A 24995-nucleotide genomic window follows, 5' to 3' on the forward strand; every position below is an offset into this window, starting at 1 on the left:
TTACATCAAGCGTTGATAAAGGTCGCGGTACGACTGCGCCGCAACGTGCCAGCTAAAGTCCATGGACATCGCCTGACGCTGAACGTAACGCCACAGGGATGGACGGGACCACAAGACGAACGCACGCCGAATCGCCCGAAGCAGCGACCAGGCATTACTGTCTTCAAAGACAAACCCGCTGGCGATACCGTCCGCCAGGTTTTCCAGAGAGCTATCCGACACCGTATCCGCCAGCCCGCCCGTGCGGCGCACCAGCGGCAGCGTGCCGTATTTCAGACCGTAGAGCTGCGTCAGGCCGCAGGGTTCGAAACGGCTCGGCACCAGAATCACGTCCGCGCCGCCCATAATGCGGTGCGAGAACGCTTCGTGATAGCCAATCTGCACGCCCACCTGCCCCGGATGTTCCGCGGCGGCGGCGAGGAAACCTTCCTGCAGCACCGGGTCGCCCGCGCCGAGCAGCGCCAGCTGTCCGCCCTGCTCCAGTAAACCGGGCAGCGCCTCCAGCACCAGATCCAGCCCTTTCTGGCTGGTCAGGCGGCTGACCACCGCAAACAGCGGCACCTTGTCGTTGACCTTCAGCCCCATCGCAATTTGCAGCTGGCGTTTGTTTTCGGCTTTATCTTCCACCGAGTCGCGGCCATAGCGCGCGGCCAGCAGGAGATCGGTTTCAGGGCTCCAGATCTGCTCATCCACGCCGTTCAGAATGCCCGACAGGCGGCCTTCACGATGGCGCTGCTGCAGCAGCCCTTCCAGACCGTAGCCAAACTCCGGCTGGGTAATTTCACGCGCGTAGGTGGGGCTCACCGCCGTGATGTGGTCGGCGTAGTACAGCCCGGCCTTCAGGAACGAAATTTGCCCGTTGAACTCCAGCCCGTGCATGTTATAGAACGACCATGGCAGATCGATGTCATTCATATGATGCGCATAGTACATGCCCTGATACGCCAGGTTGTGCACCGTAAACACCGATTTTGCCGGATGCCCTTTTGCCGCCAGATACGCTGGCGTCAGCCCGGCGTGCCAGTCGTGCGCGTGGACCACATCCGGACGCCAGAATGGATCCAGCCCGACGGCCATCTCCGCCCCCACCCAGCCGAGCAGCGCAAAGCGCAGCACGTTGTCGGTATAGGCGAACAGGTTGGTATCGTGATACGGGCTGCCCGGACGGTCGTACAGATGCGGCGCGTCGATCAGGTAGATCCCTACGCCGTTGTAGTGCCCAAACAGCAGGGTGATGCGTCCGGCAAACGTTTCACGGCGGGTCACGACCTTTGCATCAGGTATGCCGCGCCGGATATCCGGGAAGGCGGGCAGCAGGACGCGGGTATCGACTCCACCGGCGATTTGCGCCGCCGGTAATGCACCAAGAACATCCGCCAGGCCGCCCGTTTTTAACAACGGGAACATCTCAGAACATACGTGTAAAACCTGCATCATCGCTCCTGTTTGATCTGCAGCTTACGCAACATTTCCCGTGTGACTAACACGATCCCCTCTTCAGAACGGTAGAAGCGACGCGCATCTTCTTCCGCGTTTTCACCAATCACCATTCCCTCAGGAATGACGCAGGCGCGGTCGATCACGCAGCGACGCAGACGACACGAACGCCCTACCCAGACATCCGGCAGCAGAACCGCCGAATCGATATTACAGAATGAGTTTATACGCACGCGCGGGAACAGCACGGACTGCACCACCACCGAACCGGAGATGATGCACCCGCCGGAGACCAGCGAGTTCAGGGTCATGCCGTGGCTGCCGGAGCGGTCCTGCACGAACTTCGCCGGCGGCAGGGATTCCATGTGGGTACGAATCGGCCAGTTCTGGTCGTACATATCCAGCTCAGGCGTCACGGACGCCAGATCGAGGTTGGCTTTCCAGTACGCTTCCAGGGTTCCCACATCACGCCAGTATGGCTCCGCATTCGGATCGGACTGCACGCAGGACAATGGGAAGGGATGTGCATAGGCCATGCCAGCTTTGGTAATTTTCGGGATGATGTCTTTACCGAAGTCGTGGCTGGAGCTTTCGTCTTTGTCGTCTTCTTCGAGCAGCTCATAAAGATAATCTGCATCAAAGACATAGATCCCCATGCTGGCGAGCGATTTGGTGTCATCGCCCGGCATGGTTGGCGGGTTCGCCGGTTTTTCAACGAAGTCGATAATCTTGTCGTCCGCATCCACGTGCATCACGCCAAACGCCGTCGCCTCGGCAACGGGCACCGGCAGACACGCCACGGTGCAGCGCGCCCCTTTTTCGACATGGTCGATCAGCATGTGCGAGTAATCCTGCTTGTAGATGTGGTCACCCGCGAGGATCACGATGTACTCCGCGCTGTAGCGGCGAATAATGTCGAGGTTCTGGGTCACCGCATCCGCCGTGCCGCGGTACCAGTTTTCCCCGTGTACGCGCTGCTGCGCCGGGAGCAGATCGACAAACTCGTTCATCTCTTCGCTGAAGAATGACCAGCCGCGCTGAATGTGCTGCACCAGGGTGTGCGACTGATACTGAGTAATGACGCCAATGCGGCGAATGCCCGAGTTCAGGCAGTTTGAGAGCGCAAAGTCGATAATGCGGAACTTACCACCAAAGTGAACGGCCGGCTTGGCGCGCTTGATGGTCAAATCTTTCAGACGGGTACCACGCCCGCCCGCAAGTATCAGGGCAACAGTTTTTAATGGTAGCTGGCGCGCCAACATTAACGGATCGTTCTTCTCTAATCTAACCATGACTAACTCCTTTTTTATCATCTTTGGAATACGCACACTCCGTGCGCAGGCCCGTGCCAGACAGCCATTACTACCGGATTATCCGCTCCGGCAAAGGGGGGAACAGCTCGCCACTCCCCGTCAGGTAAAACAATCTCTGCGACGTCATCCGTCGCGTTCAGCGTCACCAGCCACTTATCCGAAAGCAGGATTTGCAGGCAGGTGATGCCGTGTTGCCACTCTTGCGCGCTCAACGGCTGCGCGTCTTTATTCAGCCAGCTAACGTTGCCGTCGCCCTCTTCCCACCAGCTGTCGGCGGTAAGGGCGGGGATCTGCTGGCGAAGGTGGATCAGCGCCGCGGTGAAATGGGTCAACCCGCTGTTCGCCTCCCCCCAGTCGAGCCAGGTTAAGGTATTGTCCTGGCAATAGGCGTTGTTATTGCCGTGCTGGCTGTGGCCGTGCTCGTCGCCCGCCAGCAGCATCGGCGTGCCCTGAGACAGTAAAAGCGTCGTCAGCAGCGCATGAACGCTGGCGCGTCGCCGCTCGATCACATCCAGACTTCCGCCTAATCCTTCTATACCATGATTGAAGCTATGGTTATTGTTAGTGCCATCGCGATTCTCTTCGCCGTTGGCCTCATTGTGTTTCTGATTGAAACAAACGCAGTCGCGCAGCGTAAAACCGTCATGCGCCGTCACCAGGTTGATGGTGGCCGACGGACGTTTTCCGTCGCGCTTAAAGAGATCGCTGGAGCCGGCAAAGCGTCCGGCGAACTCGCCCAGCGACAAATCGCGCGCCAGCCAGAAGCGGCGGATGGCATCGCGGTAGTGGTCGTTCCACTCGGCAAACAGCGGCGGGAAGTTCCCCACCTGATAACCGCCTTCACCAATGTCCCAGGGTTCCGCAATCAGCTTCACCGTTGAGAGCACCGGGCAGTTTTTTATCGCCTCAAACAGCGGTGCCTGCTGGCTGAATGCCGGGGTGCGCCCCATCACAGGCGCCAGGTCGAAGCGAAAACCGTCCACGTGGAACGTCTCAACCCAGTATTTCAGGCACTCGTACGCGTAATGCGTAACGGCCGGATGGCTGAGGTTGAGGGTGTTACCGCACCCGGTCCAGTTCTCGTAATCACCGTCGTCCCTGATCCAATAATAGCTACGGTTATCGATTCCGCGCTGTGAGAGCGTCGGGCCGTCAAGATCGCTTTCCGCACTGTGGTTCAGCACCACGTCCAGAATGACCTCAATGCCCGCCGCGTGGAGCGCCTTCACCGCGTCGCGAAACTCGTCCCGCGCTTTCTCCGGATGCACCGCGTAGCGCGGGTCGAGAGCGAACATCGCCAGCGGGTTGTAGCCCCAGTAGTTGCTTAACCCAAGACGCTGAAGACGCGGCTCGCTGGCGAAATGCGCCACCGGAAGCAGCTCCAGCGCAGTGATGCCCAAATGCTTCAGGTAAGCGACCATAGTCGGATGCCCCAGCGCTTTGTAGGTGCCGCGCATCTCTTTGGGGATCGACGGGTGCAGGTAGGTCAGCCCTTTGACGTGCGCTTCATAGATGACGGTGTTACCCCACGGCGTGCGCGGCGGGGCATCGTCTTCCCAGTCGTAGAGATCGTGCACCACCGCGCTTTTCGGCGCGACGGGCGCGCTGTCGCGGTGGTCCGGTTCGCCGTAGCCGACGTGGAACAGCGGGTCGTCTTTAAACTCGCCGTCCACGCGGCGCGCGCACGGGTCAATCAGCAGCTTCGCCGGGTTAAACCAGTGCCCCTGAGAAGGTTCCCACGGGCCGTGTACGCGAAAACCGTAGTGCATTCCCGGACGCCCGCCGGACAGGTAACCGTGCCAGATGTCTCCCGTGCGGGACGGTAAATCGTAACGGCGCTCGTTACCCTCCCCGTCAAACACGCAGAGCTCCACCCGCTCCGCGTGAGCAGAAAAGAGCGTGAAGTTCACCCCCTTTCCATCAAAACTCGCGCCGAGCGGTTCGGGTTTACCTGCCGTAAGCTGCGTCATTCTTCCTCCCGCATCAGCCAGATGGTGCCAAGCGGCGGCAGCGTCAGGCTCAGGGAGTTTGGACGCCCGTGGCTTTCAATCGCATCGCTCTGCACCAGCCCGCCGTTACCGGCGTTACTGCCGTGGTAATGCATGGAGTCGGTATTCAGGATCTCGCGCCATTTGCCCGGCTGGTTAATGCCGAAGCGGTAGTGTTCGCGCGGCACCGGCGTGAAGTTGCTGGCGACGATAATCTCGTTGCCCGCTTTATCGCGACGTACAAAGACAAACACCGAGCGCTCGTGGTCGTCCACCACCAGCCACTCAAAGCCGTACGGGTCGAAGTCCAGCTCGTGTAGCGCTTTGTGGTGGCGGTAGGTCAGGTTCAGGTCGCGCACCAGACGCTGTACGCCGTGGTGCCAGTTGTCGCCGCCCTCCAGCAGATGCCAGTCGAGGCTGGTGTCGTGGTTCCACTCGCGACCCTGGGCGAACTCATTGCCCATAAACAGCAGCTTTTTGCCCGGGAAGGCAAACATCCAGCCGTAGTAGGCGCGCAGGTTGGCAAACTTCTGCCACGCGTCGCCCGGCATGCGGTCGAGAATGGATTTTTTGCCGTGCACCACTTCATCATGCGACAGCGGCAGCATGAAGTTTTCGGTGTAGTTGTAGAGCAGCCCGAAGGTGAGCTTATCGTGGTGATACTGACGATAAACCGGGTCGAGCTTCATGTAGTCGAGCGTGTCGTGCATCCAGCCCAGGTTCCACTTGTACCAGAACCCCAGGCCACCTGATGACGGAGGGCGGGAGACGCCCGCAAAGTCCGTCGACTCTTCCGCCATGGTCACGGCGCCTTCCACCTGCTCGCCGATGATGCGGTTGGTGTTGCGCAGAAACTCAATCGCTTCGAGGTTTTCACGGCCGCCATACTCGTTTGGGATCCACTCTCCCTCTTTGCGGCTGTAGTCGCGGTAGATCATCGAGGCCACCGCATCCACGCGCAGGGCATCAATGCCGAAGCGTTCGATCCAGTACAGCGCATTCCCCACCAGGTAATTCGACACTTCACGGCGACCGTAGTTGTAGATCAGCGTGTTCCAGTCCTGGTGATAGCCTTCGCGCGGGTCGCTGTGCTCGTACAGCTTCGTGCCGTCGAACTCTGCCAGCGCAAAATCGTCCGACGGGAAATGGCCCGGCACCCAGTCGAGGATCACGTTCAGCCCGGCGGCGTGCGCAGCATCAATGAAATAACGGAAATCATCGCGCGTGCCGAAGCGCCGCGTGGGCGCATACAGCCCGGTGGGCTGATAGCCCCAGCTGCCATCGAACGGGTGCTCGTTAACCGGCAGCAGTTCGAGGTGGGTAAAGCCCATCCATTTGGCGTACGGCACCAGCTGGTCGGCGAGCTCCCTGTAGCTGAGCCAGAAGTTGTTGTCCGTGTGGCGGCGCCAGGAGCCGAGATGCACTTCGTAAACGGAGATTGGCGCATCAAAGCGGTTGGCCTGCTTGCGCTCCTCGGTCTGAACGACCTTCTCCGGCAGGCCGCAGATCAGCGATGCGGTATCCGGGCGCATCTGCGCCTCGAAGGCGTACGGGTCGGCTTTAATGCGCAGCTTTCCGTGCGCGTCGATCATCTCAAATTTGTAGAGCTGGCCGTTATGCGCCCCGGGGATAAACAGCTCCCAGATGCCCGTCTCACGGCGCAGGCGCATCGGGTGGCGGCGACCGTCCCAGTAGTTGAACTGCCCGACAACGGAGACGCGCTGGGCGTTTGGCGCCCATACGGCAAAGCGCGTGCCGGTGATACCGTCCATGGTATCCGCATGGGCACCCAGCGTTTCGTAGGGGCGTAAATGGGTCCCTTCGGACAGCAGCCAGGCGTCCATCTCTTTTAAGAGCGGCCCAAAGCTGTAGGGATCGTCAATCAGGTTTTGCTGGCCGTGCCAGATAACGGCGAGCTGATAGCGAAAGGGGTTTTTACGGCGGGGCATGACGCCCGAGAAGAAGCCGCGCGAGTCGAGGCATTCCAGATTACCCACCTTGCGGCCGGTTTTGGGTTCGATAACCCACACTTCTGTCGCATCCGGCAACAGCGCCCGAACTTCCAGTCCGGCCTCTGTACGGTGCATCCCTAGCACAGAAAAGGGGTCGGCAAAATGACCCGCAATAAGCGCATTAATCACGTCTCTCGAAATACGATCGGACATGGTATTCATCCTGTTTTTTTATGTCGCCCTTTTTACGCGCTCCGGGACGACTTTTAATGTGACCTAAACGGTGCAGTTGATCCTCTCTGCTCCGCCCTACCCTCAGGTGAGAAATAAATCTTCCTTAAAGCATAGCCAACGTCGTGGTTCCTCCTGATAAAAAATAAGACATCTGCGTTTTACTCCATGTAGTACGCAAAAAAAGGGGGTGACAATCACCCCCTGTGTTTAACAAATTATTACGCCAGCTGGCGCAGCATGCGGCGCAGCGGCTCGGCGGCACCCCACAACAGCTGGTCGCCGACGGTGAATGCGGAGAGATACTCCGGCCCCATGTTCAGCTTGCGCAGGCGGCCAACCGGCGTGGTCAGCGTGCCGGTAACGGCAGCCGGGGTCAGTTCACGCATGGTGATATCGCGATCGTTTGGTACCACTTTCGCCCACGGGTTGTGCGCGGCCAGCAGCTCTTCCACGGTCGGAATAGACACATCTTTTTTCAGTTTAATGGTGAAGGCCTGGCTGTGGCAGCGCAGCGCGCCGATACGCACGCACAGGCCGTCAACCGGAATGGTATTCGCGGTGGCGAGAATTTTGTTGGTCTCCGCCTGGCCCTTCCACTCTTCGCGGGTCTGGCCGTTATCCAGCTGTTTGTCGATCCACGGGATCAGGCCACCGGCCAGCGGTACGCCAAAGTTATCCACCGGCAGCTCGCCGCTGCGGGTCAGCTGAGTGACTTTGCGCTCGATGTCGAGGATGGCGGACGCCGGGTTTGCCAGCTCGGTCGCGACGCTTTGATGCAGCTGGCCCATCTGGGTCAGCAGCTCGCGCATGTGGCGCGCGCCGCCGCCGGACGCGGCCTGGTAGGTCGCCACGGAGACCCACTCCACCAGGTCCTGCGCGAACAGGCCGCCGAGTGACATCAGCATCAGGCTGACGGTGCAGTTACCGCCAACAAAGGTTTTCACGCCGTTGTTCAGGCCGTCGGTGATGACGTCCTGGTTAACCGGGTCGAGAATAATGATGGCATCGTCTTTCATGCGCAGTGAAGAGGCCGCGTCAATCCAGTAGCCCTGCCAGCCGCTTTCACGCAGCTTTGGATAGATTTCGTTGGTATAATCGCCGCCCTGGCAGGTCACAATAATGTCGAGTGCCTTCAGCGCTTCCAGATCGTAAGCGTCCTGCAACGTGCCTGTGGTACCACCAAAGGACGGAGCAGCCTGGCCGAGCTGGGAAGTGGAGAAGAAGACCGGGCGGATAGCGTCGAAATCGCGCTCTTCAACCATGCGTTGCATGAGTACAGAGCCGACCATACCGCGCCAGCCGATGAAACCAACGTTTTTCATAGCATTTTTTTCCTGCTGAGGGTGTGTGCTGATTGTGCAAGCCAGTATTGAACTGGGATATGCTTCACATTACAAAATGCTGCCAAAGTCGCAAGCGAAATTAATCGATGATTGCCCGGCAATCAGAAATACAGCTAATTATCATAATAACCATAGAGAGTTTCAGGGATAATTTACATGAGTGAAATCATTTCAGCAGCGGTTTTATTGATCCTGATAATGGATCCACTGGGCAACCTGCCCATCTTCATGTCGGTGCTGAAGCACACCGAGCCGAAGCGCCGCCGGGCGATCATGATCCGCGAGCTGCTTATTGCCCTGCTGGTGATGTTTATCTTCCTGTTTGCCGGTGAAAAAATCCTCGCGTTCCTGAACCTGCGCGCCGAAACGGTCTCCATTTCCGGCGGGATTATTCTCTTCCTGATTGCCATTAAGATGATCTTCCCGAGCGCCGAAGGCAGCAGCAGCGGCCTGCCCGCAGGCGAAGAGCCGTTTATCGTGCCGCTGGCGATTCCCCTCGTCGCGGGGCCAACCATTCTGGCGACGCTGATGCTGCTGTCGCATCAGTATCCGAATCAAATGAGCCATCTGGTCATTGCCCTGCTGATTGCCTGGGGCGGAACGTTTATTATCCTGCTGCAGTCGTCGCTGTTCCTGCGCCTGCTGGGTGAGAAAGGGGTGAACGCGCTGGAGCGTCTGATGGGGCTGATTCTGGTAATGATGGCGACGCAGATGTTCCTGGACGGGATCAGGGCGTGGATGAAAGGATGACTTTCTCCCTCTCCCCGTGGGAGAGGGCCGGAGTGAGGGCATCAGGCCGCAGAGGACAGCCCTCCTAACCCTTACGAATCAAATACCGGTACGGCAGCGTTTCCGTCTGCTGCGCCACCAGCTCATGCTCCATAAAGGTACAAAAACCGGGAATATCGCGCGTGGTGGCCGGATCGTCGGCAATAATCAGCAGCGTTTCACCGGTCTGCATGTTACGCACGGTCTTACGTACCATCATTACCGGCTCCGGGCAGCGAAGGCCCTGGGCATCAAGGGTGTGGTCTGGGCTGGAAAACAGGTCGGTCATGATCTTCTCGGTCAGATAAAAACGGCAGTAGTTTACGCCCCGGCGCGGGCAATGCAAACCAGGTTAACGATTGCGCAAAAACTAACCATTGCAATGTCCAGCCAAAGCAGTATCATGCTGCGGTTTTTATTGGGTTCCCTCACCCCAACGTATAAAAAGGTCACAATATGACGCAGTTCTCTGAATCACAGCGCGTAAAAGCGTTGTTCTGGCTTTCGCTTTTCCATTTGCTGGTGATCACCTCCAGCAACTACCTGGTGCAGCTCCCGATCTCCATTTTTGGTTTTCATACCACCTGGGGCGCGTTCAGCTTTCCGTTTATATTCCTCGCCACCGATCTGACCGTGCGTATCTTCGGCGCACCGCTGGCACGCCGCATTATCTTTGCGGTCATGCTTCCGGCGCTGTTCATCTCGTACGTGATCTCCTCCCTGTTTTACATGGGAAGCTGGCAGGGCTTTGAGGCGCTGACACACTTCAACCTGTTTGTCGCCCGTATCGCCGCGGCAAGCTTTATGGCCTACGCGCTGGGGCAGATCCTCGACGTGCACGTGTTTAACCGCCTGCGTCAGAATCACCGCTGGTGGATGGCGCCGACCGCGTCCACGCTGTTCGGCAACGTAAGCGATACGCTGGCCTTCTTCTTCATCGCCTTCTGGCGCAGCCCGGATGCCTTTATGGCCGAGCACTGGATGGAGATCGCGCTGGTGGACTACTGCTTCAAGGTGCTCATCAGCATTGTTTTCTTCCTGCCGATGTACGGCGTGCTGCTGAATATGCTGCTGAAAAGGCTGGCAGATAAATCTGAAATCACGGCATTGCAGGCTGGTTAAGGGTTCGCTTTATCAGTTGTGATAAGATGGGTGAATGAGCCGCTATGGCCGTTTATCGAAAGGAAGAAGTCAATGCGCAATCTGGTTAAATATGTCGGGATTGGCCTGCTGGTTGTGGGTCTTGCAGCCTGTGATAACAGCGACACGAAAACGCCTGCTCAGGGCGCATCCGCAGAAAGCAACGCGACCGGTCAGCCGGTGAATCTGATGGATGGCAAACTCAGTTTCTCTCTGCCAGCCGATATGACTGACCAGAGCGGCAAGCTGGGCACCCAGACGAATAACATGCATGTTTACTCCGACGCAACCGGCCAGAAAGCGGTCATTGTGATTGTGGGCGACGACACCAGCGAAGACCTGGCCGTCCTGTCCAAACGTCTGGAAGACCAGCAGCGCGGCCGCGATCCGCAGCTGCAGGTGGTAACCAATAAATCCATCGAGCTGAAAGGCCATAAGCTGCAGCAGCTGGACAGCATCATCTCCGCAAAAGGCCAGACCGCCTGGTCTTCTGTGGTGCTGGGCAAGGTTGATAACAAACTGCTGACCCTGCAGATCACCCTGCCAGCGGAAGATCAGCAGAAAGCGCAGACGGCTGCTGAAAACATCATTAACACCATCGTGATCCAGTAACCCTTCACGACGATGACGTGGCCTCCGGTGCCTGCACCGGGGGCCATTTTTTTAGCCGCCACGTCAGCAGCAGGGCAATTATCACCAGACCCGCCGCGGCAAGATAGATCACCGGTACCCCCGCCCAGGCCATCACCAGCCCCGCCAGCGGCCCGGTTATGCCTAAAGACATATCCATAAATACCGTATAGGTCGCCAGCGCCGCCCCCTGGTTCTGCTGCGGCACCGCTTTAACCGCCACCACGCCCAGCGCCGGGAAGACCAGCGAGAAACCGGCTCCCGCCAGGAAGACGCCAATTTTCGCCATCCAGGGCGCGCTGGCGATGCCGGTTAACAGCAGCCCGACAATCTCTACCGTAAAGCAGATCATCGCCACGTTCAGCCCGCCCAGACGGTTGATACCGTTCGGGAAAAGCAGGCGTGCGCCAACAAACGCACCGCTGAAGAGGGTTAACGCAAAGGCCGCGCCCTCCCAGCCTTTGGCGTCATAAAACAGGGTAATGAAGGTCGCAATGACGCCGAAGCCGGTGGTCGCCAGGGCCAGCGCCATGCCGTACGGCCAGACGCGCCCCAGCACGGCCCGAAACGGCAGCGGCTTGCCCTTGCTGGCCTTCACCTTCGGGCGCGGCAGCGCAAACAGTATCGCCACAAGCGCGACCGCTATAATGGTCAGCGACAGTCCATACAGACCGCCAAAGGCGTAACAGGCCACGCCAAGCGGCGCGCCGAGCGCCATCGCCCCGTAGGTGACGATCCCGTTCCACGAGATAACCCGGCCAATGTGTGGTGCACCGACAACCCCCACACCCCATAGCGTCGAGCCGGTTCCTGCCAGGCTTTGCCCAATCCCGAGAATGACGCGGCCCAGGCAAAGCAGCGCCAGGCTGACCAGCGGCCAGTGGCTGGTAGCGGCAGCCAGCAGGTAGCTCAGACCACTGAGGAAACAGCCGCACAATCCCACTACCACAATGCTTTTGGGACCGAACAGGTCGGCGTAGCGCCCGGCGTGCGGGCGGCTAAGGAGCGTGGCGAAATACTGCAGGCTGATGACCAGCCCCGCCCAGAACGCGCTAAAACCCATCACGTCATGGACGTAGCCCGGCAGAACCGCCAGCGGCAGGCCGATCGTTAAATAGCTGGCAAAGTTGAAGATAACGACGGAAACAATGCGCAGATTGAGGCGCAATCCGCTCAGCGCCGGTTCGGCGGCAGGTTCTGGCATGGGGTTCTACCTGAATTTTTTGCAACAGTGTTTCACTATTACCACGGAGCAACAAGAAAATCAGCCCCGACTTTCAGATTATCGGTGCCAGACGAAGCGGCCCTAAGGCACTACACTTATCGGGTCATCTTATTAAGGAACGCGCATGTTAGCTCCCCAGCCCGATAAAGCAGGACTCCACATCTTATTAAAACTCGCCTGTCTGGTGGTTATCCTTGCGGGTATACATGCTGCCGCTGACATTATCGTCCAGCTCCTGCTGGCGCTCTTTTTTGCCATTGTCCTCAATCCGCTGGTGACCTGGTTTTTACGCCGGGGCGTGAGCCGCCCGGTGGCCATCACCATCGTGGTTATCGTGATGCTGATTGGCCTGACGGCGCTCTTCGGCGTACTGGCGGCATCTCTGAGCGAATTCTCCACCATGTTGCCGCAGTACAATAAAGAGCTGACGCGTAAAATCGTCGCGCTGCAGGAGATGATGCCCTTTCTTAACCTGCATATTTCGCCAGAACGGATGCTGCGCAGAATGGATTCCGAGAAGGTCATGACTTACGCTACCACGCTGATGACCGGTCTTTCCGGCGCGATGGCCAGCATACTGCTGCTGGTCATGACGGTGGTATTTATGCTGTTCGAAGTGCGCCATGTTCCGTATAAGCTGCGCTTTGCTTTAAATAACCCGCAAATACACATTGCCGGCCTACACCGCGCCTTAAAGGGCGTCTCCAAATATCTGGCGCTGAAAACGCTGCTAAGCGTCTGGACCGGGATTATTGTCTGGCTGGGGCTGATGCTGATGGACGTCCAGTTCGCGCTGATGTGGGGGGTGCTGGCGTTTCTGCTGAACTACGTGCCGAATATTGGCGCGGTGCTTTCCGCCGTGCCGCCGATGATTCAGGCGTTTCTGTTTAACGGTTTCTACGAATGTATGCTGGTCGGGGCGCTGTTCCTCGTCGTGCATATGGTGCTGGGCAACATTCTTGAACCGCGCATGATGGGGCACCGGCTGGGCATGTCGACGCTGGTGGTGTTTTTATCCTTGCTGATTTGGGGATGGCTGCTGGGCCCTGTCGGCATGCTGCTGTCGGTCCCGCTGACCAGCGTATGTAAAATCTGGATGGAAACCACCAAAGGGGGCAGCAAGCTGGCGATCCTGCTTGGGCCGGGGCGGCCGAAAAGCCGGTTGCCGGGGTAACGTATCTGTCTGTGTAAACGGGTTTATACCGTCAAATACCGCGACGCTCACCGTCGCGGTATTTTTATTTGCGTTAAGGCTTATTCCTTCCGTTTTTTATCAACTCATCCAGATTTCGCTTAAATGCAACATCCCTTAAATCAAATTAAAAAAAACGGAATGATTAATTATTTTGCGTGATATTATACCCCGCCTTAGCGACGACGTAATGTAAACATTAATATTGATTAAAAACACATCTGACTTAATCCCTAAGCCTGGTGATGCTTATTTGTAAAAAACACTACCTTTAATTGTTATTATTGATATGGAGTTGTTGATGAAAAAGCTCGTTAAATGGTGCACTGCCGCCGTATTCGTTGGCGCACTGGCTGGCTGTGCGCGTACCGCCCCTATTGCTCAGGTTCACTCTGTCGTGAGCGCCGGTCATACTGCCGATCAGGTGAAAACAGCCATTTTGAAAGCAGGCCAGAAGCGTGACTGGATCATGACGGAAGCGGGCCCGGGCGTGATTAAGGGCCGTCTACAGGCACGCGATCACTCGGTCCAGGTGCGTATTCCCTACTCTGCGACAAGTTATTCAATTAATTACGAAAGCAGCCTGAACCTGAAAGCGGCAGACGGTAAAATTCACAAAAATTATAACCGCTGGGTGAACAACCTCGACCACGATATTCAGCTGAACCTTTCTGCGGGTGCCGCGCTGTAATATTTTTCTAAAGTCGGGCCGGACATGGCCCGATAACCTCATTTCTTACCCTGAAAGGTTACGCAACAATGTACGAAAAGGACACGCTCAGCGCGCTGGATGCCATTACCGAAGCGCAACGCATCGCTTTTGCGCCGATGTTATTTCAGACCGCGCTTTGTCTGCGTAACTCGGGCGTTCTCGCCTGGCTCGATAAACAGGGTAATAAGGGGGCGAGCCTCGACGAAATAACCGAAAACAGTACCCTGAGCAGTTATGCCGTCAGCGTATTGTTAGACATGGGATTAAGCGGGCGGATAATTACTTATAAAGAAGGTCGTTATTTCCTGGCGAAAGTGGGCCATTTCTTACTCCACGATACCATGACCCGCGTTAATATGGATTTCACGCAGGACGTCTGTTACCAGGGGTTATTTCATCTGGCCGATGCCCTGCAGAAAGAAAAACCGGCTGGATTATCCGTGTTTGGCGACTGGCCAACCATCTATCCGGCTTTATCCCAGCTTCCTGCCCCGGCAAAAGAGAGCTGGTTTGCCTTCGATCATTACTATTCCGACGCCGCTTTTGACGCTGCGTTGCCATATATATTCGCAAGCTCGCCGACAAAATTGTACGATGTGGGCGGAAATACAGGTAAATGGTCGTTACGCTGCTGCCGCTATGACGACAATGTTGCCGTGACGATCCTCGATCTCCCGCAGCAGATAGCGCTGGCGCAGGAAAACATCGAAAAAGCAGGTTTTTCTCATCGTATTGGATTCCATGCTGTCGATATGCTTAGTCCGTCGGCATTGCCGGGAGATGCCGACGTCTGGTGGATGAGCCAGTTCCTCGACTGTTTCTCTCCGGATCAGATTGTCGCCATGCTGACGCGCGTCGCAGAGGTCATGAAGCCTGGCGCACGGTTGTGCATCATGGAGCTTTTCTGGGATGCCCAGAAATATGAAGCGGCGGCTTTCAGCCTGAATGCCACCTCGCTCTATTTCACCTGTATGGCGAATGGCAATAGCCGGTTTTACAGCGTAGAGAAGTTTTATCACTACCTGGAAAGGGCGGGCTTCAGCATAGCACAGCGGCTGGATAACCTTGGGGTAGGTCATACCCTGTTAATTTGCACCAAACGTGAACAATAGCGCAGCCTGGCTGCCCTTTGAATACGGTATTCCGCGGACGCGCGTAGATGAAATTTTCACTGAACATTATTGACTGGCAGGCAAGAGCGCCAGGACTAAGCGATGCCGCAGAGTGGCAGGCGTGGTCGCGCCTGCAGTCGACCATCGACCCGACGGCTCCTCTACCCCGCCTGACCGCGTTACCCATGATGACCGCGCGCCGCCTTAACTCAGGCAGTAAGCTGGCGGTGGATATTGGTCTTGCCATGCTGCAAAGCCACGCCATAGACGCCGTCGTCTATTCCAGCCGCCACGGCGAGCTGGAGCGCAATTACCGTATTCTGCATACGCTGGCGACCGGGCAGGCCGTCTCGCCTACCGACTTCGCCATGTCCGTGCACAATTCCGCGGTGGGCAATCTCACGATCGCCGCTCGCCAGCCTGTTGTCTCGTCATCCATTTCCGCCGGGCTGGACACCTTCCAGCAGGCCCTGTGTGAAGTGCTGAGCCTGCTGCATGCGGGCTACTCCCGCGTCCTGCTGGTGGATTTTGACGGCGCGCTGCCGGAATTTTACCATCCGGCGTTACCGCCGCAGATGCCTACCTGGCCGTACGCGGTGGCGCTGGTGATTGAAGCCGGCAGCGAATGGCAGTGCGAAACCCGCAGCGGCAGCACGGGCGAGGAAGCCGCCCTGCCGCAAAGCCTGATGTTCCTGCAACGCTATCTCCGCGAGGAACGGCAGTTTGTGGTGCCCGGCGAACGTTTGCTGTGGCAGTGGGCGCGCCAATGAACCGCCTGACCGCCCGGATCAACTGGCTATGGCGTCTGGTCATGACCGGATTCTGCTTCGTGCTGTTTGGCGCGGGCGGGCTTCTGCTGTCGCTGGTCTGGTTCAACCTGCTGCTGATTGCCCAGCGCGATCGCGCCAAACGCCGTCGCCTGGCGCGCCGCAGCATCGCGGCCAGCTTCCGCTTCTTCTTAACCGTTGCCCGCGGCACCGGGGTGCTGGACTATCGCATCCACAATCTTGATGCCCTGCGCGGCGATCGGGGCTGCCTGGTGGTGGCTAACCACCCTACGTTAATTGACTACGTGATTCTGGCGTCGGTAATGCCCGAAACCGACTGTCTGGTGAAAAGCGCGCTGCTGCGCAATCCGTTTGTCAGCGGCGTTATCCGCGCGGCGGATTATCTGATTAACAGCGAGGCCGAGCCTCTGCTCGCCGCCAGCCAGCAGCGTCTGGCCCAGGGCGACACGCTGTTAATCTTCCCGGAAGGAACGCGTACCCGCCCAGGTGAGGCAATGTCCCTCCAGCGCGGCGCGGCAAATATCGCCGTGCGCTGCCGCAGCGATCTGCGGATCGTACTCATCCACTGCAGCGAGCACCTGCTGGATAAAAAATGCCGCTGGTATGATGTACCGCCCGCAAAACCTGTCTTTACCGTCGATGTGCGCGATCGCGTGAACATCGACGAATTTTACGATGCAAGGCAACAAGAACCGGCACTGGCGGCAAGGCAGTTAAACCGGCACCTGCAGCATCGATTAACATCAGGCCTTCAATCTTTGTCAGGAATTAATGATGCAAGCGCTTTATCTTGAAATTAAGAATCTCATTATCACCACGCTGAATCTGGACGAGCTTACCGCAGAGGATATTGATACCGATGCCGCGCTGTTTGGCGACGGGCTGGGTCTCGACTCTATCGACGCGCTGGAGCTGGGTCTGGCGGTGAAAAACCAGTATGGCGTGGTGCTTTCTGCCGAAAGCGAAGAGATGCGCCAGCACTTCTTTTCCGTCGCCACCCTGGCGTCCTTTATCCACGCCCAACGCGCCTGAGATGTGAACTATGACCGAACAAGAAACCATTTATCAGGAAGTCTGCGGCCTTCTGACCAAACTCTTTGAAATCGACCCGCAGGACATTACGCCCGAAGCACGTCTTTACGAAGACCTGGAGCTGGACAGCATTGACGCGGTGGACATGATTGTCCATCTGCAGAAGAAAACCGGTAAGAAAATCAAGCCGGAAACCTTCAAATCGGTTCGTACCGTTCAGGATGTGGTAGACGCCGTCGAACAGCTGCTGCGCGAAGAGTAAGACACCGTGCGTGGTGGACGGACGCTCCCGGTCATCCCACTTCTGACGGGGCTGATGCTGCTGGCGTGGCCCTTCCTGATTGGATTTGGGCTGACGCATAACAGCCTGCCGTGGCTGCTGCCGGTGATGGCGCTGCTGTTGCTGCTGCGGCTGCGTCAGGCGCGGCGTAACACCGGCCCGATGCGGTATGTGGTGCAGTGCGTGGCGCTGGCGGGGATCGCGCTCTGCGCGGCAAGCTATCTGCTGAAAACCCACCAGTGGCTGCTGTTTTACCCTGTGGTCGTTAATCTTGTAATGCTGGCCGTGTTCGGCGGTTCGCTCTGGACAGCGATGCCGCTGGTCGAACGCCTGGCGCGCTTACGTGAGCCCAATTTGCCGCCGGAGGGCGTGCGCTATACCCGCAGGGTGACCCTCGTCTGGTGCGGCTTTTTCATCGTCAACGGGGCGATAGCGCTGTATACCGTCCTGCACGGCGACATGCACCTGTGGACGCTGTGGAACGGTATGGTGGCTTACATCCTGATGGGGACGCTGATGGCGGCAGAGTGGCTGGTGCGCCAGCGGGTGATAAAAAAAGAGATGCACAATGAATAACCCCCTTCCGCTGGGCCAGTGGTTAAACGCGCCCCGCCCTGACGACACGCCCGTCGCCTGGCTCGACGATCGTACCTGGACGCTGGGCCAGCTGCGCCACGACGTGACGTTACTGGTCGACACCCTGCGTCAGCAGGAAGGCGAGCGCTGGGCGCTGTGCTTTGAAAACAGCTACCTGTTTATCGTTGCGCTGCTGGCCTCGCTGCATGCCGGTAAAACGCCGGTCATTCCCGGCCATAGCCGCGTTTCGCTGCTTGAGGAGCAGCAGCCGCTGTTTAGCGGCGTCCTGAGCGATCGGTCCCTCGATATTGACGGGCAGCTGATTGTGGTAGCCTCCCGCCACCAGACGATCGCCCGCTGGGTACCCCTGCCGGAGATTAACGAAAACCGCTTCGTCGAGCTGTTCACCTCCGGCTCCACGGGAACGCCGCGCCGGGTGGTTAAGCACATCGTCAGCCTGGATCGCGAAGCCCGCCTGCTGGCTGACCGCTTCGGCGAACGTCTGGCTGGCTGTAGCGTTGTGGCCTCCGTCGTCCCGCAACATCTCTATGGCCTGACATTTCGCATCGTACTGCCGATGGCGATGGGCCTGCCGCTGCATGCCGCGATGCTCTACTACGCAGAGCAGCTGGCCGCCCTTCCTCATGACCGGCATTACCTGTTCATCAGCAGCCCTGCGTTCCTGAAGCGCCTGGATACCGAGCTGGCCGCGCCGCCCGTCAGGATGCTGATTTCCGCGGGCGGAATGCTGCCCTGGCGTGACGTCTCCACCACGGTTGGCTGGCTTAACATCTGGCCGGACGAAATTTATGGCAGCACCGAAACCGGGATCCTCGCCTGGCGCCATCGCGTGGAAGATAACCTGCCGTGGCTACCCTTCCCCGGCGTAAACTTCCATCAGGAAGATGACGCCTGCCGCGTCACTTCGCCGCTTATCCATGAGGCTGAAGGACTCCAGCTGGACGATATCCTCCACTTCGACAGTGCGGGGCTGTTTAGCATCGCCGGTCGTCGCGGGCGGGTGGTCAAAATTGAAGAAAAGCGCATCTCGCTTAACGAGATTGAGCATCGCCTGCTGGAGCTCGACGGCGTTTGCGAGGCGGCTGCGCTGCCGGTTACGCGCGGGGGCCGTCAGGGGATTGGCGTCCTGCTGGTGCTGGATGAGGCGGTTCGTCAGCGCTGGCATCTGCAGGATAAAAAAGCGCAGGAGTTCGCCTGGCGACGCGCCCTGCTGCCGTGGCTTGAGCCGGTCGCCGTTCCACGCTACTGGCGCATTGTCGATGAGATGCCGGTAAACAGTATGAACAAGCGTGTCTATGCGCAGTTAGAGGAGTTATTTCATGAAAATTCATGAAATCGAGCGCCATCAGGCACAGCCGGAGAAGCTGGAGATCGTGTTGTATCTCGACGCCTCTCTGTTCTGGTTTCAGGGCCATTTTGCCGTACAGCCGCTGCTGCCCGGCGTTGCGCAGCTCGACTGGGTGATGCACTACGCAACGACCTTAATGGCTCCGGGCTACCGCTTTCACAGCATTCAAAACGTGAAGTTCCAGGCGCCTCTGCTGCCTGAAACCACGGTGACGCTGGTGCTTGAGTGGCATGCCGGGCGCAAACTGCTGACCTTCAGCTACCTGCGTCATGACGGAGCTGAACGCCATACCGCCAGCAGCGGGAAAATTCGTCTATGTCAGTAACCTTCCGCCCCTGCGTGCTGATCCCGTGCTACAACCACGGCGCCACGATGGCCAGCGTGCTGTCGCGCCTCTCGCCGTTTGGCCTGCCGTGCCTGGTGGTGGATGACGGCAGCTCCGCCGCCACCCGCCAGGAGCTTGAGCGGCTGGCGGCGGAGCTGCCGCAGATGACGCTGGTCCGTCTGGCGCAAAACGCCGGCAAAGGTGCCGCGGTCATCAGGGGGCTGGAGGAGTGCGCGCGTGCGGGCTATACCCACGCCCTGCAGGTGGACGCGGACGGCCAGCACGCCATCGAAGATATTCCGAAAATGCTGGCGCTGGCGGAGCGCCACCCGGACGCGCTGATTTCCGGCCAGCCCGTTTACGATGATTCCATCCCGCGCTCGCGGCTCTACGGGCGCTGGGTCACCCACGTCTGGGTATGGATTGAGACCTTATCCCTGCAGCTTAAAGACAGCATGTGCGGCTTTCGGGTCTACCCGGTCTCGCCCACGCTGCGGCTCGCCGCGCGTGAAACGCTCGGTAAACGGATGGACTTTGACACCGAAGTAATGGTCCGTCTCTACTGGCAGGGCAACACCAGCGTCTTTCTGCCCACCCGCGTGACCTATCCGCAGGACGGGTTGTCCCACTTCGACGCGTTGAAAGATAACGTGCGGATCTCCCTGATGCATACCCGGCTGTTCTTCGGCATGCTTCCGCGCATTCCCGGCCTGCTCTTCCTTCGACGCGGCCAACACTGGGCGCAGCAGGACGAGGTTAAAGGCCTGTGGGGCATGCGCCTGATGCTACGCGTCTGGCAGCTGCTGGGGCGGCGGGCGTTTACCGTGCTGCTGTGGCCGGTGATCGGCGTCTACTGGCTTATCGCGCGTCCAGCACGGCAGGCTTCGCGGCAGTGGATTGCACGCGTGAAGCAGGGGCTGATGCAGCGGAACATGCCTGTGCCAGCACGTCTCAACAGCTTTTTCCATTTCATGCGCTTCGGCAACGCGATGCTGGACAAAGTCGCCAGCTGGCGCGGCGAGCTGAAGTTTAAGCGCGACGTGGTCTTTGCTCCCGGCGCGAGCGAAACGCTGAATATCGCGGCGCCGCAGGGCAAGCTGCTGCTGGCCTCGCATCTTGGCGACGTAGAAGCCTGCCGGGCGCTGGCCCAGTTGGACGGCAGCAAAACCATCAACGCCCTGGTCTTCAGCGAGAACGCCCGGCGTTTTAAGCAAATTATGAGCGAAATGGCGCCCCAGGCCGGCGTGAATTTGATGTCGGTCACCGACATCGGCCCGGACACCGCCATTGCCATCAAAGAGAAGCTTGAGCGCGGAGAATGGGTCGCGATCGTGGGCGACCGCATCGCCGTCAACCCGCAGCGTGGCGGCGAGTGGCGGGTGATCTGGAGCCCGTTCATGGGCCAGCCCGCACCGTTCCCTCAGGGGCCGTTTATCCTGGCCTCCATCCTGCGCTGTCCGGTGGTGTTGATTTTCGCCCTGCGCCAGCAGGGGAAGCTCGTCCTGCACAGCGAGCCGTTTGCCGACCCGCTGATCCTGCCGCGCGGGGAACGCCAGCAGGCGCTGCAGGCTACCGTCGATCGCTACGCGCAGCGGCTGGAGCATTACGCCCTGATGTCGCCGCTCGACTGGTTTAATTTTTTCGATTTCTGGCATCTGCCAGAGTCCCGAGAGAAGGAGTAAAGGGTGCTGACCGATCCCCGCTTTACGACTGAAGTTGAGATCACCGTTCCGTTCCACGACGTCGATATGATGGGCGTGGTCTGGCACGGCAACTATTTCCGCTACTTTGAGATCGCCCGCGAGGCGCTGCTCAATCAGTTTGACTATGGCTATCGCCAGATGAAAGCCTCCGGCTACGTCTGGCCCGTTGTCGACACGCGGGTGAAATACCGCGATGCGGTGACCTTTGAGCAGCGCATTCGCGTTCGCGCGCAGATTGAAGAGTATGAAAACCGCCTGCGCATTGCCTATCAAATTTTCGATGCGCAAACCGGCAAACGCACCACCACCGGCTACACCATCCAGGTGGCGGTGGAAGAAGCCACCCGCGAAATGTGCTTTGTCAGTCCGGCAGTACTGTTTGAACGTATGGGAGTCACGCCATGAAATGGTTGCCTTTGCTGGCGCTGCTCGTCAGCCCGCTGGTCAGCGCCGTGACGCTGGATGAACTGCAGCAGCGCTTCACCGAGCAGCCTGTGGTGCGCGCGCACTTCGAACAGGTCCGCACGATAAAAGATATGCCGCAGCCGCTGCGCTCGCAGGGCGAGATGCTGATCGCCCGCGACAGCGGCCTGCTGTGGGATCAAAAAGCGCCGTTTCCGATGACGCTGCTGCTGGACGACAAGCGGATGGTTCAGACGATCAACGGCCAGCCGCCGCAGACCATCACCGCCGACAATAATCCGCAGATGTTTCAGTTCAACCACCTGCTGCGGGCCCTGTTCCAGGCCGACCGCAAGGTGCTGGAAGAGAACTTCCGCATCGATTTTAAAGACCTGGGCGCGGGCCGCTGGTCGCTGGTGCTTACCCCAAAAACGACGCCGCTGGACAAGATTTTCGCCACCCTCGATCTGGGCGGCGCGACCTATCTTGAGACGATCCGCCTGAACGACAGGCAGGGCGACCGTACCGATATCGCCCTTTCAAACCACCAATTGACGCCCGCCAGCCTGACCGATGACGAACGCCAACGCTTTGCCGCACCGTAAATCCCTGCGCCCGGCGCTGCTGTGGGCCACGGTATGTCTGGTTATGCTGGGCGTGCTGCTGTCGCTGCTGCCCGGCGCGCGGCTGAACAGCAGCGTGCTGGCCATGCTGCCGAAGCAGACGCTGGGGGCGATCCCTCCGGCGCTCAACGACGGGTTTATGCAGCGTCTCGACCGCCAGCTGGTCTGGCTGGTCAGCCCCGGCAAAGAACCCGATCCGCGCGTGGCGCAGCAGTGGCTTGAACTGCTGCACAGCAGCGACGCGCTCCGCGAGGTCAAAGGCCCGATGGACGCCGCCGGGCAAAAGGCCTGGGGAGAATTCTTCTGGCAGCACCGCAACGGGCTGATTGATCCGGCCACCCGCGCCCGCCTGCAAAACGGCGGAGAAGCGCAGGCGCAGTGGATTTTATCCCAGCTCTACTCCGCCTTCTCCGGCGTCAGCGGTAAAGAGCTGCAAAACGATCCGCTGATGCTGATGCGCGGCTCGCAGCTCGCCCTGGCGCAAAACGGCCAGAAGCTGCGGCTGATGGACGGCTGGCTGGTCACGCAAGATGAAGCGGGAAACTACTGGTATCTGCTGCACGGCGAACTGGCGGGCTCATCATTTGATATGCAGCAGACCCACCGGCTCGTGACGACGCTTAACGCACTGCAACAGACGCTGAAAGCGCGTTACCCGCAGGCGCAGCTGCTTTCGCGCGGGACGGTGTTCTACAGCGATTATGCCAGCCAGCAGGCTAAACGCGACGTCTCAACGCTGGGCATCGCCACCCTGCTTGGGGTGTTCCTGCTGATCGTAGCGGTGTTCCGCTCTCTGCGCCCGTTGCTGCTGAGCGTGCTCTCCATTGCCATCGGCGCGCTGGCGGGGACGGTGGTGACGCTGCTGCTCTTTGGCGAGCTGCACCTGATGACGCTGGTGATGAGCATGAGCATCATCGGTATTTCGGCCGACTATACGCTTTACTACCTGACCGAACGGATGGTGCACGGCGCTGAGCTCTCTCCCTGGCAAAGCCTGGCCAAAGTGCGCAATGCGCTGCTGCTGGCGCTGCTGACGACCGTCGCTGCCTACCTGATTATGATGCTGGCCCCCTTCCCCGGGATCCGCCAGATGGCGGTATTTGCCGCGACGGGGCTGAGCGCCTCCTGCCTGACGGTGATTTTCTGGCATCCGTGGCTGTGCCGGGGTTTGCCGGTGCGCCCGGTTCCCTTTATGGTCCTGATGTTGCGCTGGCTGGCCGCCTGGCGACGCAGTAAAAAACTGTCCGTTGGTCTGCCCGTCGCGCTGGCGCTGCTCTCCGCCGTGGGAATGAGCACCCTGAAGGTGGACGACGACATCGCCCAGCTGCAGGCGCTGCCGAAAGATATTCTGGCGCAGGAGAAAACCATTACCGCCCTGACCGGCCAAAGCGTCGATCAGAAATGGTTTGTGGTGCACGGCGCTTCTCCCCAGCAAACGCTGGAGCGGCTGGAAGCCTTTACTCCCGCGCTGGCCGAGGCGCAAAAGGCGGGGGATCTCACCCGCTGGCGCACCCTGCCGCTGAACTCGCTGGCCCGCCAGAAAAGCGACCTTGCGCTACTGCGGAACGCCGCGCCTGCGGTGACGAACGTGCTGAAAAGCGCAGGGCTCAACGCCGTTTCCCCCAATCTGGACGCCACGCCGGTCAGCGTGGACGCGTGGCTTGAAAGTCCGGCCAGCGAGGGCTGGCGCCTGCTCTGGCTGACCCTGCCCGATGGGGAAAGCGGCGTGCTCGTGCCGGTGGACGGCGCAAAAAACAGCGCGGCGCTCGGTGAGCTGGCCGGGCGCCATGACGGCGTCGTCTGGGTGGACCGCAAGGCCAGCTTTGACAGCCTGTTTGCCCTCTACCGCACGCTGCTGACGGGGCTACTGTTTGCGGCGCTGGCGGTGATTGCCTGCGGGGCGATACTGCGCCTCGGCTGGCGCAAAGGGCTGATAAGCCTGGTGCCGTCCGCACTGTCGCTGAGCTGCGGGCTGGCCGCGCTGGCCGCAACGGGCCACCCGGTAAATCTGTTTTCACTACTGGCGCTGGTACTGGTGCTCGGCATTGGCATTAACTACACGCTGTTCTTCAGCAATCCACGCGGTACGCCGCTGACTTCGATGCTGGCGATTACCCTGGCCATGATGACCACCCTGCTGACGCTGGGCATGCTCGTCTTCAGCGCCACCCAGGCTATCAGCAGCTTTGGTATTGTGCTGGTGAGCGGTATTTTCACCGCCTTCCTGCTGGCACCGCTGGCGATGCCGGATAAGAAAGAGAGAAAACGTAAATGAACGCTGTTTATCGCGCTGTCGCGCTGGCCGCGGCGCTGCTGCTGGCAGGCTGCAGCCATTCGACCGATACCAAAGAGACGCGGCCTCAGGCCTGGCTTCAGCCTGGCACCAAAGTCACTCTGCCGCCGCCCGGCATCAGCCCGGCGGTAAGCTCCCAGCAGCTGCTGACCGGCAGCTTTAACGGGCAAACGCAGTCCCTGCTGGTGATGCTCAACGCGGATGCGCATAAGGTCACGCTGGCCGGCCTCTCTTCCGTGGGCATTCGCCTGTTCCTGGCAACGTACGACGAGAGCGGTATTCATACCGAGCAGTCGATCGTCGTGCCGCAGCTGCCGCCCGCCAGCCAGGTGCTGGCCGACGTGATGCTCAGCCACTGGCCGATTAGGGCCTGGCAGCCGCAGTTGCCGAAGGGCTGGACGTTAACGGACAATGGCGATCGGCGCGAGCTGCGTAACGCCAGCGGCAAGCTGGTGACGGAGATTGTCTACCTCCAGCGCAAAGGCAAGCGCGAGCCGATCAGCATCGAGCAACACGTATTCAAATACCACATCACCATTCAATATCTGGGTGACTGAG

At 59.2% G+C, this 24995-nt stretch carries 25 protein-coding genes; 18 read left to right on the forward strand and 7 right to left on the reverse strand.

Translation table 11 applies throughout. The features are described 5' to 3' along the window. The 5 genes from glgA to asd all read right to left on the reverse strand — a co-directional run bounded on the left by glgA (window position 1) and on the right by asd (window position 8246). The gene (gene glgA, locus IB212_RS21520) at window positions 1-1434 is read right to left on the reverse strand and encodes a glycogen synthase GlgA (protein WP_041911898.1); all 1434 of its coding nucleotides are present in this window, start codon (window positions 1432-1434) and stop codon (window positions 1-3) included. After that, complete coding sequence (gene glgC / locus IB212_RS21525) at window positions 1434-2729, reverse strand: glucose-1-phosphate adenylyltransferase (RefSeq protein WP_028014690.1); 1296 nt, start codon at window positions 2727-2729, stop codon at window positions 1434-1436. Before glgC ends, glgA begins: the two co-directional genes overlap by 1 nt. Window positions 2730-2746: 17 nt before the next feature. After that, a complete protein-coding gene (gene glgX / locus IB212_RS21530; RefSeq protein WP_041911897.1) occupies window positions 2747-4720 on the reverse strand; it encodes a glycogen debranching protein GlgX in 1974 nt (657 codons plus the stop codon). Continuing rightward, the gene (glgB, locus tag IB212_RS21535) at window positions 4717-6903 is read right to left on the reverse strand and encodes a 1,4-alpha-glucan branching enzyme (protein ID WP_041911896.1); all 2187 of its coding nucleotides are present in this window, start codon (window positions 6901-6903) and stop codon (window positions 4717-4719) included. Before glgB ends, glgX begins: the two co-directional genes overlap by 4 nt. A gap of 239 nt (window positions 6904-7142) precedes the next feature. Beyond that, window positions 7143-8246 carry an aspartate-semialdehyde dehydrogenase gene (gene asd / locus IB212_RS21540; protein WP_022649649.1) on the reverse strand — a complete coding sequence of 368 codons (1104 nt, stop codon included), beginning with the start codon at window positions 8244-8246 and terminating at the stop codon, window positions 7143-7145. 177 nt (window positions 8247-8423) lie between these two features. Here asd and yhgN point away from each other — a divergent pair, with 177 nt between their 5' ends. Then, window positions 8424-9017 carry an NAAT family transporter YhgN gene (yhgN, locus tag IB212_RS21545; RefSeq protein WP_003861574.1) on the forward strand — a complete coding sequence of 198 codons (594 nt, stop codon included), beginning with the start codon at window positions 8424-8426 and terminating at the stop codon, window positions 9015-9017. Between the two features lie 64 nt (window positions 9018-9081). On the opposite strand, the gene tusA is transcribed toward yhgN, so the two are convergent. After that, window positions 9082-9324, reverse strand: a complete 243-nt coding sequence (gene tusA, locus IB212_RS21550) for a sulfurtransferase TusA (protein ID WP_032653764.1) — start codon at window positions 9322-9324, stop codon at window positions 9082-9084. 167 nt (window positions 9325-9491) lie between these two features. On the opposite strand from tusA, the gene IB212_RS21555 reads away from it, so the two are divergent. Beyond that, window positions 9492-10157, forward strand: a complete 666-nt coding sequence (locus IB212_RS21555; RefSeq protein ID WP_028014693.1) for a 7-cyano-7-deazaguanine/7-aminomethyl-7-deazaguanine transporter — start codon at window positions 9492-9494, stop codon at window positions 10155-10157. Window positions 10158-10229: 72 nt separating this feature from the next. Then, window positions 10230-10787: a DcrB family lipoprotein gene (locus IB212_RS21560; protein ID WP_041911895.1), complete on the forward strand. Its 558-nt coding sequence runs from the start codon at window positions 10230-10232 to the stop codon at window positions 10785-10787. A gap of 4 nt (window positions 10788-10791) precedes the next feature. Here IB212_RS21560 and IB212_RS21565 read toward each other — a convergent pair whose 3' ends face one another. Next, on the reverse strand, window positions 10792-12009 hold the full coding sequence (locus tag IB212_RS21565; protein ID WP_041911894.1) for an MFS transporter: 1218 nt from the start codon (window positions 12007-12009) through the stop codon (window positions 10792-10794). Window positions 12010-12154: 145 nt separating this feature from the next. Here IB212_RS21565 and IB212_RS21570 point away from each other — a divergent pair, with 145 nt between their 5' ends. The 15 genes from IB212_RS21570 to IB212_RS21640 all read left to right on the forward strand — a co-directional run bounded on the left by IB212_RS21570 (window position 12155) and on the right by IB212_RS21640 (window position 24994). Beyond that, window positions 12155-13204: an AI-2E family transporter gene (locus tag IB212_RS21570; protein ID WP_041911893.1), complete on the forward strand. Its 1050-nt coding sequence runs from the start codon at window positions 12155-12157 to the stop codon at window positions 13202-13204. A 319-nt stretch (window positions 13205-13523) separates the two neighbouring features. Beyond that, on the forward strand, window positions 13524-13913 hold the full coding sequence (locus IB212_RS21575; RefSeq protein ID WP_028014697.1) for a hypothetical protein: 390 nt from the start codon (window positions 13524-13526) through the stop codon (window positions 13911-13913). 68 nt (window positions 13914-13981) lie between these two features. Then, complete coding sequence (locus IB212_RS21580) at window positions 13982-15046, forward strand: class I SAM-dependent methyltransferase (protein WP_041911892.1); 1065 nt, start codon at window positions 13982-13984, stop codon at window positions 15044-15046. A gap of 47 nt (window positions 15047-15093) precedes the next feature. Continuing rightward, a complete protein-coding gene (locus tag IB212_RS21585; RefSeq protein ID WP_041911891.1) occupies window positions 15094-15816 on the forward strand; it encodes a beta-ketoacyl synthase chain length factor in 723 nt (240 codons plus the stop codon). After that, window positions 15813-16628, forward strand: coding sequence for a 1-acyl-sn-glycerol-3-phosphate acyltransferase (locus IB212_RS21590; RefSeq protein WP_041911890.1), 816 nt, complete (start codon window positions 15813-15815; stop codon window positions 16626-16628). The genes IB212_RS21585 and IB212_RS21590 overlap by 4 nt, the downstream gene beginning before the upstream one ends. After that, on the forward strand, window positions 16609-16866 hold the full coding sequence (locus IB212_RS21595) for a phosphopantetheine-binding protein (RefSeq protein ID WP_028014701.1): 258 nt from the start codon (window positions 16609-16611) through the stop codon (window positions 16864-16866). Before IB212_RS21590 ends, IB212_RS21595 begins: the two co-directional genes overlap by 20 nt. Before the next feature lie 10 nt (window positions 16867-16876). Then, window positions 16877-17128, forward strand: coding sequence for an acyl carrier protein (locus IB212_RS21600; protein ID WP_024908875.1), 252 nt, complete (start codon window positions 16877-16879; stop codon window positions 17126-17128). Window positions 17129-17134: 6 nt separating this feature from the next. After that, window positions 17135-17722 (forward strand): hypothetical protein, encoded by a 588-nt coding sequence (locus IB212_RS21605; protein WP_041911889.1) that lies wholly within the window; start codon window positions 17135-17137, stop codon window positions 17720-17722. After that, the gene (locus IB212_RS21610; protein ID WP_041911888.1) at window positions 17715-19076 is read left to right on the forward strand and encodes an acyl-CoA synthetase; all 1362 of its coding nucleotides are present in this window, start codon (window positions 17715-17717) and stop codon (window positions 19074-19076) included. Before IB212_RS21605 ends, IB212_RS21610 begins: the two co-directional genes overlap by 8 nt. Beyond that, a complete protein-coding gene (locus tag IB212_RS21615; RefSeq protein ID WP_188246068.1) occupies window positions 19063-19416 on the forward strand; it encodes a hydroxymyristoyl-ACP dehydratase in 354 nt (117 codons plus the stop codon). The genes IB212_RS21610 and IB212_RS21615 overlap by 14 nt, the downstream gene beginning before the upstream one ends. Beyond that, the gene (locus tag IB212_RS21620; protein WP_041911886.1) at window positions 19407-21098 is read left to right on the forward strand and encodes a glycosyltransferase; all 1692 of its coding nucleotides are present in this window, start codon (window positions 19407-19409) and stop codon (window positions 21096-21098) included. The genes IB212_RS21615 and IB212_RS21620 overlap by 10 nt, the downstream gene beginning before the upstream one ends. A gap of 3 nt (window positions 21099-21101) precedes the next feature. Further along, window positions 21102-21524, forward strand: a complete 423-nt coding sequence (locus tag IB212_RS21625; protein ID WP_028014706.1) for a thioesterase family protein — start codon at window positions 21102-21104, stop codon at window positions 21522-21524. Beyond that, entirely contained in the window at window positions 21521-22126 is a 606-nt protein-coding gene (locus IB212_RS21630; RefSeq protein ID WP_041911885.1) for an outer membrane lipoprotein carrier protein LolA, read from the forward strand. Before IB212_RS21625 ends, IB212_RS21630 begins: the two co-directional genes overlap by 4 nt. Next, window positions 22095-24419, forward strand: coding sequence for an MMPL family transporter (locus IB212_RS21635; protein WP_041911884.1), 2325 nt, complete (start codon window positions 22095-22097; stop codon window positions 24417-24419). The genes IB212_RS21630 and IB212_RS21635 overlap by 32 nt, the downstream gene beginning before the upstream one ends. Further along, the gene (locus IB212_RS21640) at window positions 24416-24994 is read left to right on the forward strand and encodes a DUF3261 domain-containing protein (RefSeq protein WP_041911883.1); all 579 of its coding nucleotides are present in this window, start codon (window positions 24416-24418) and stop codon (window positions 24992-24994) included. Before IB212_RS21635 ends, IB212_RS21640 begins: the two co-directional genes overlap by 4 nt. Window position 24995 lies beyond the last annotated feature (1 nt).

Origin of the sequence: Enterobacter sp. E12, assembly GCF_014596715.2 — a bacterium.
In the GTDB taxonomy this organism is placed as follows: Bacteria; Pseudomonadota; Gammaproteobacteria; order Enterobacterales; family Enterobacteriaceae; genus Enterobacter; species Enterobacter bugandensis.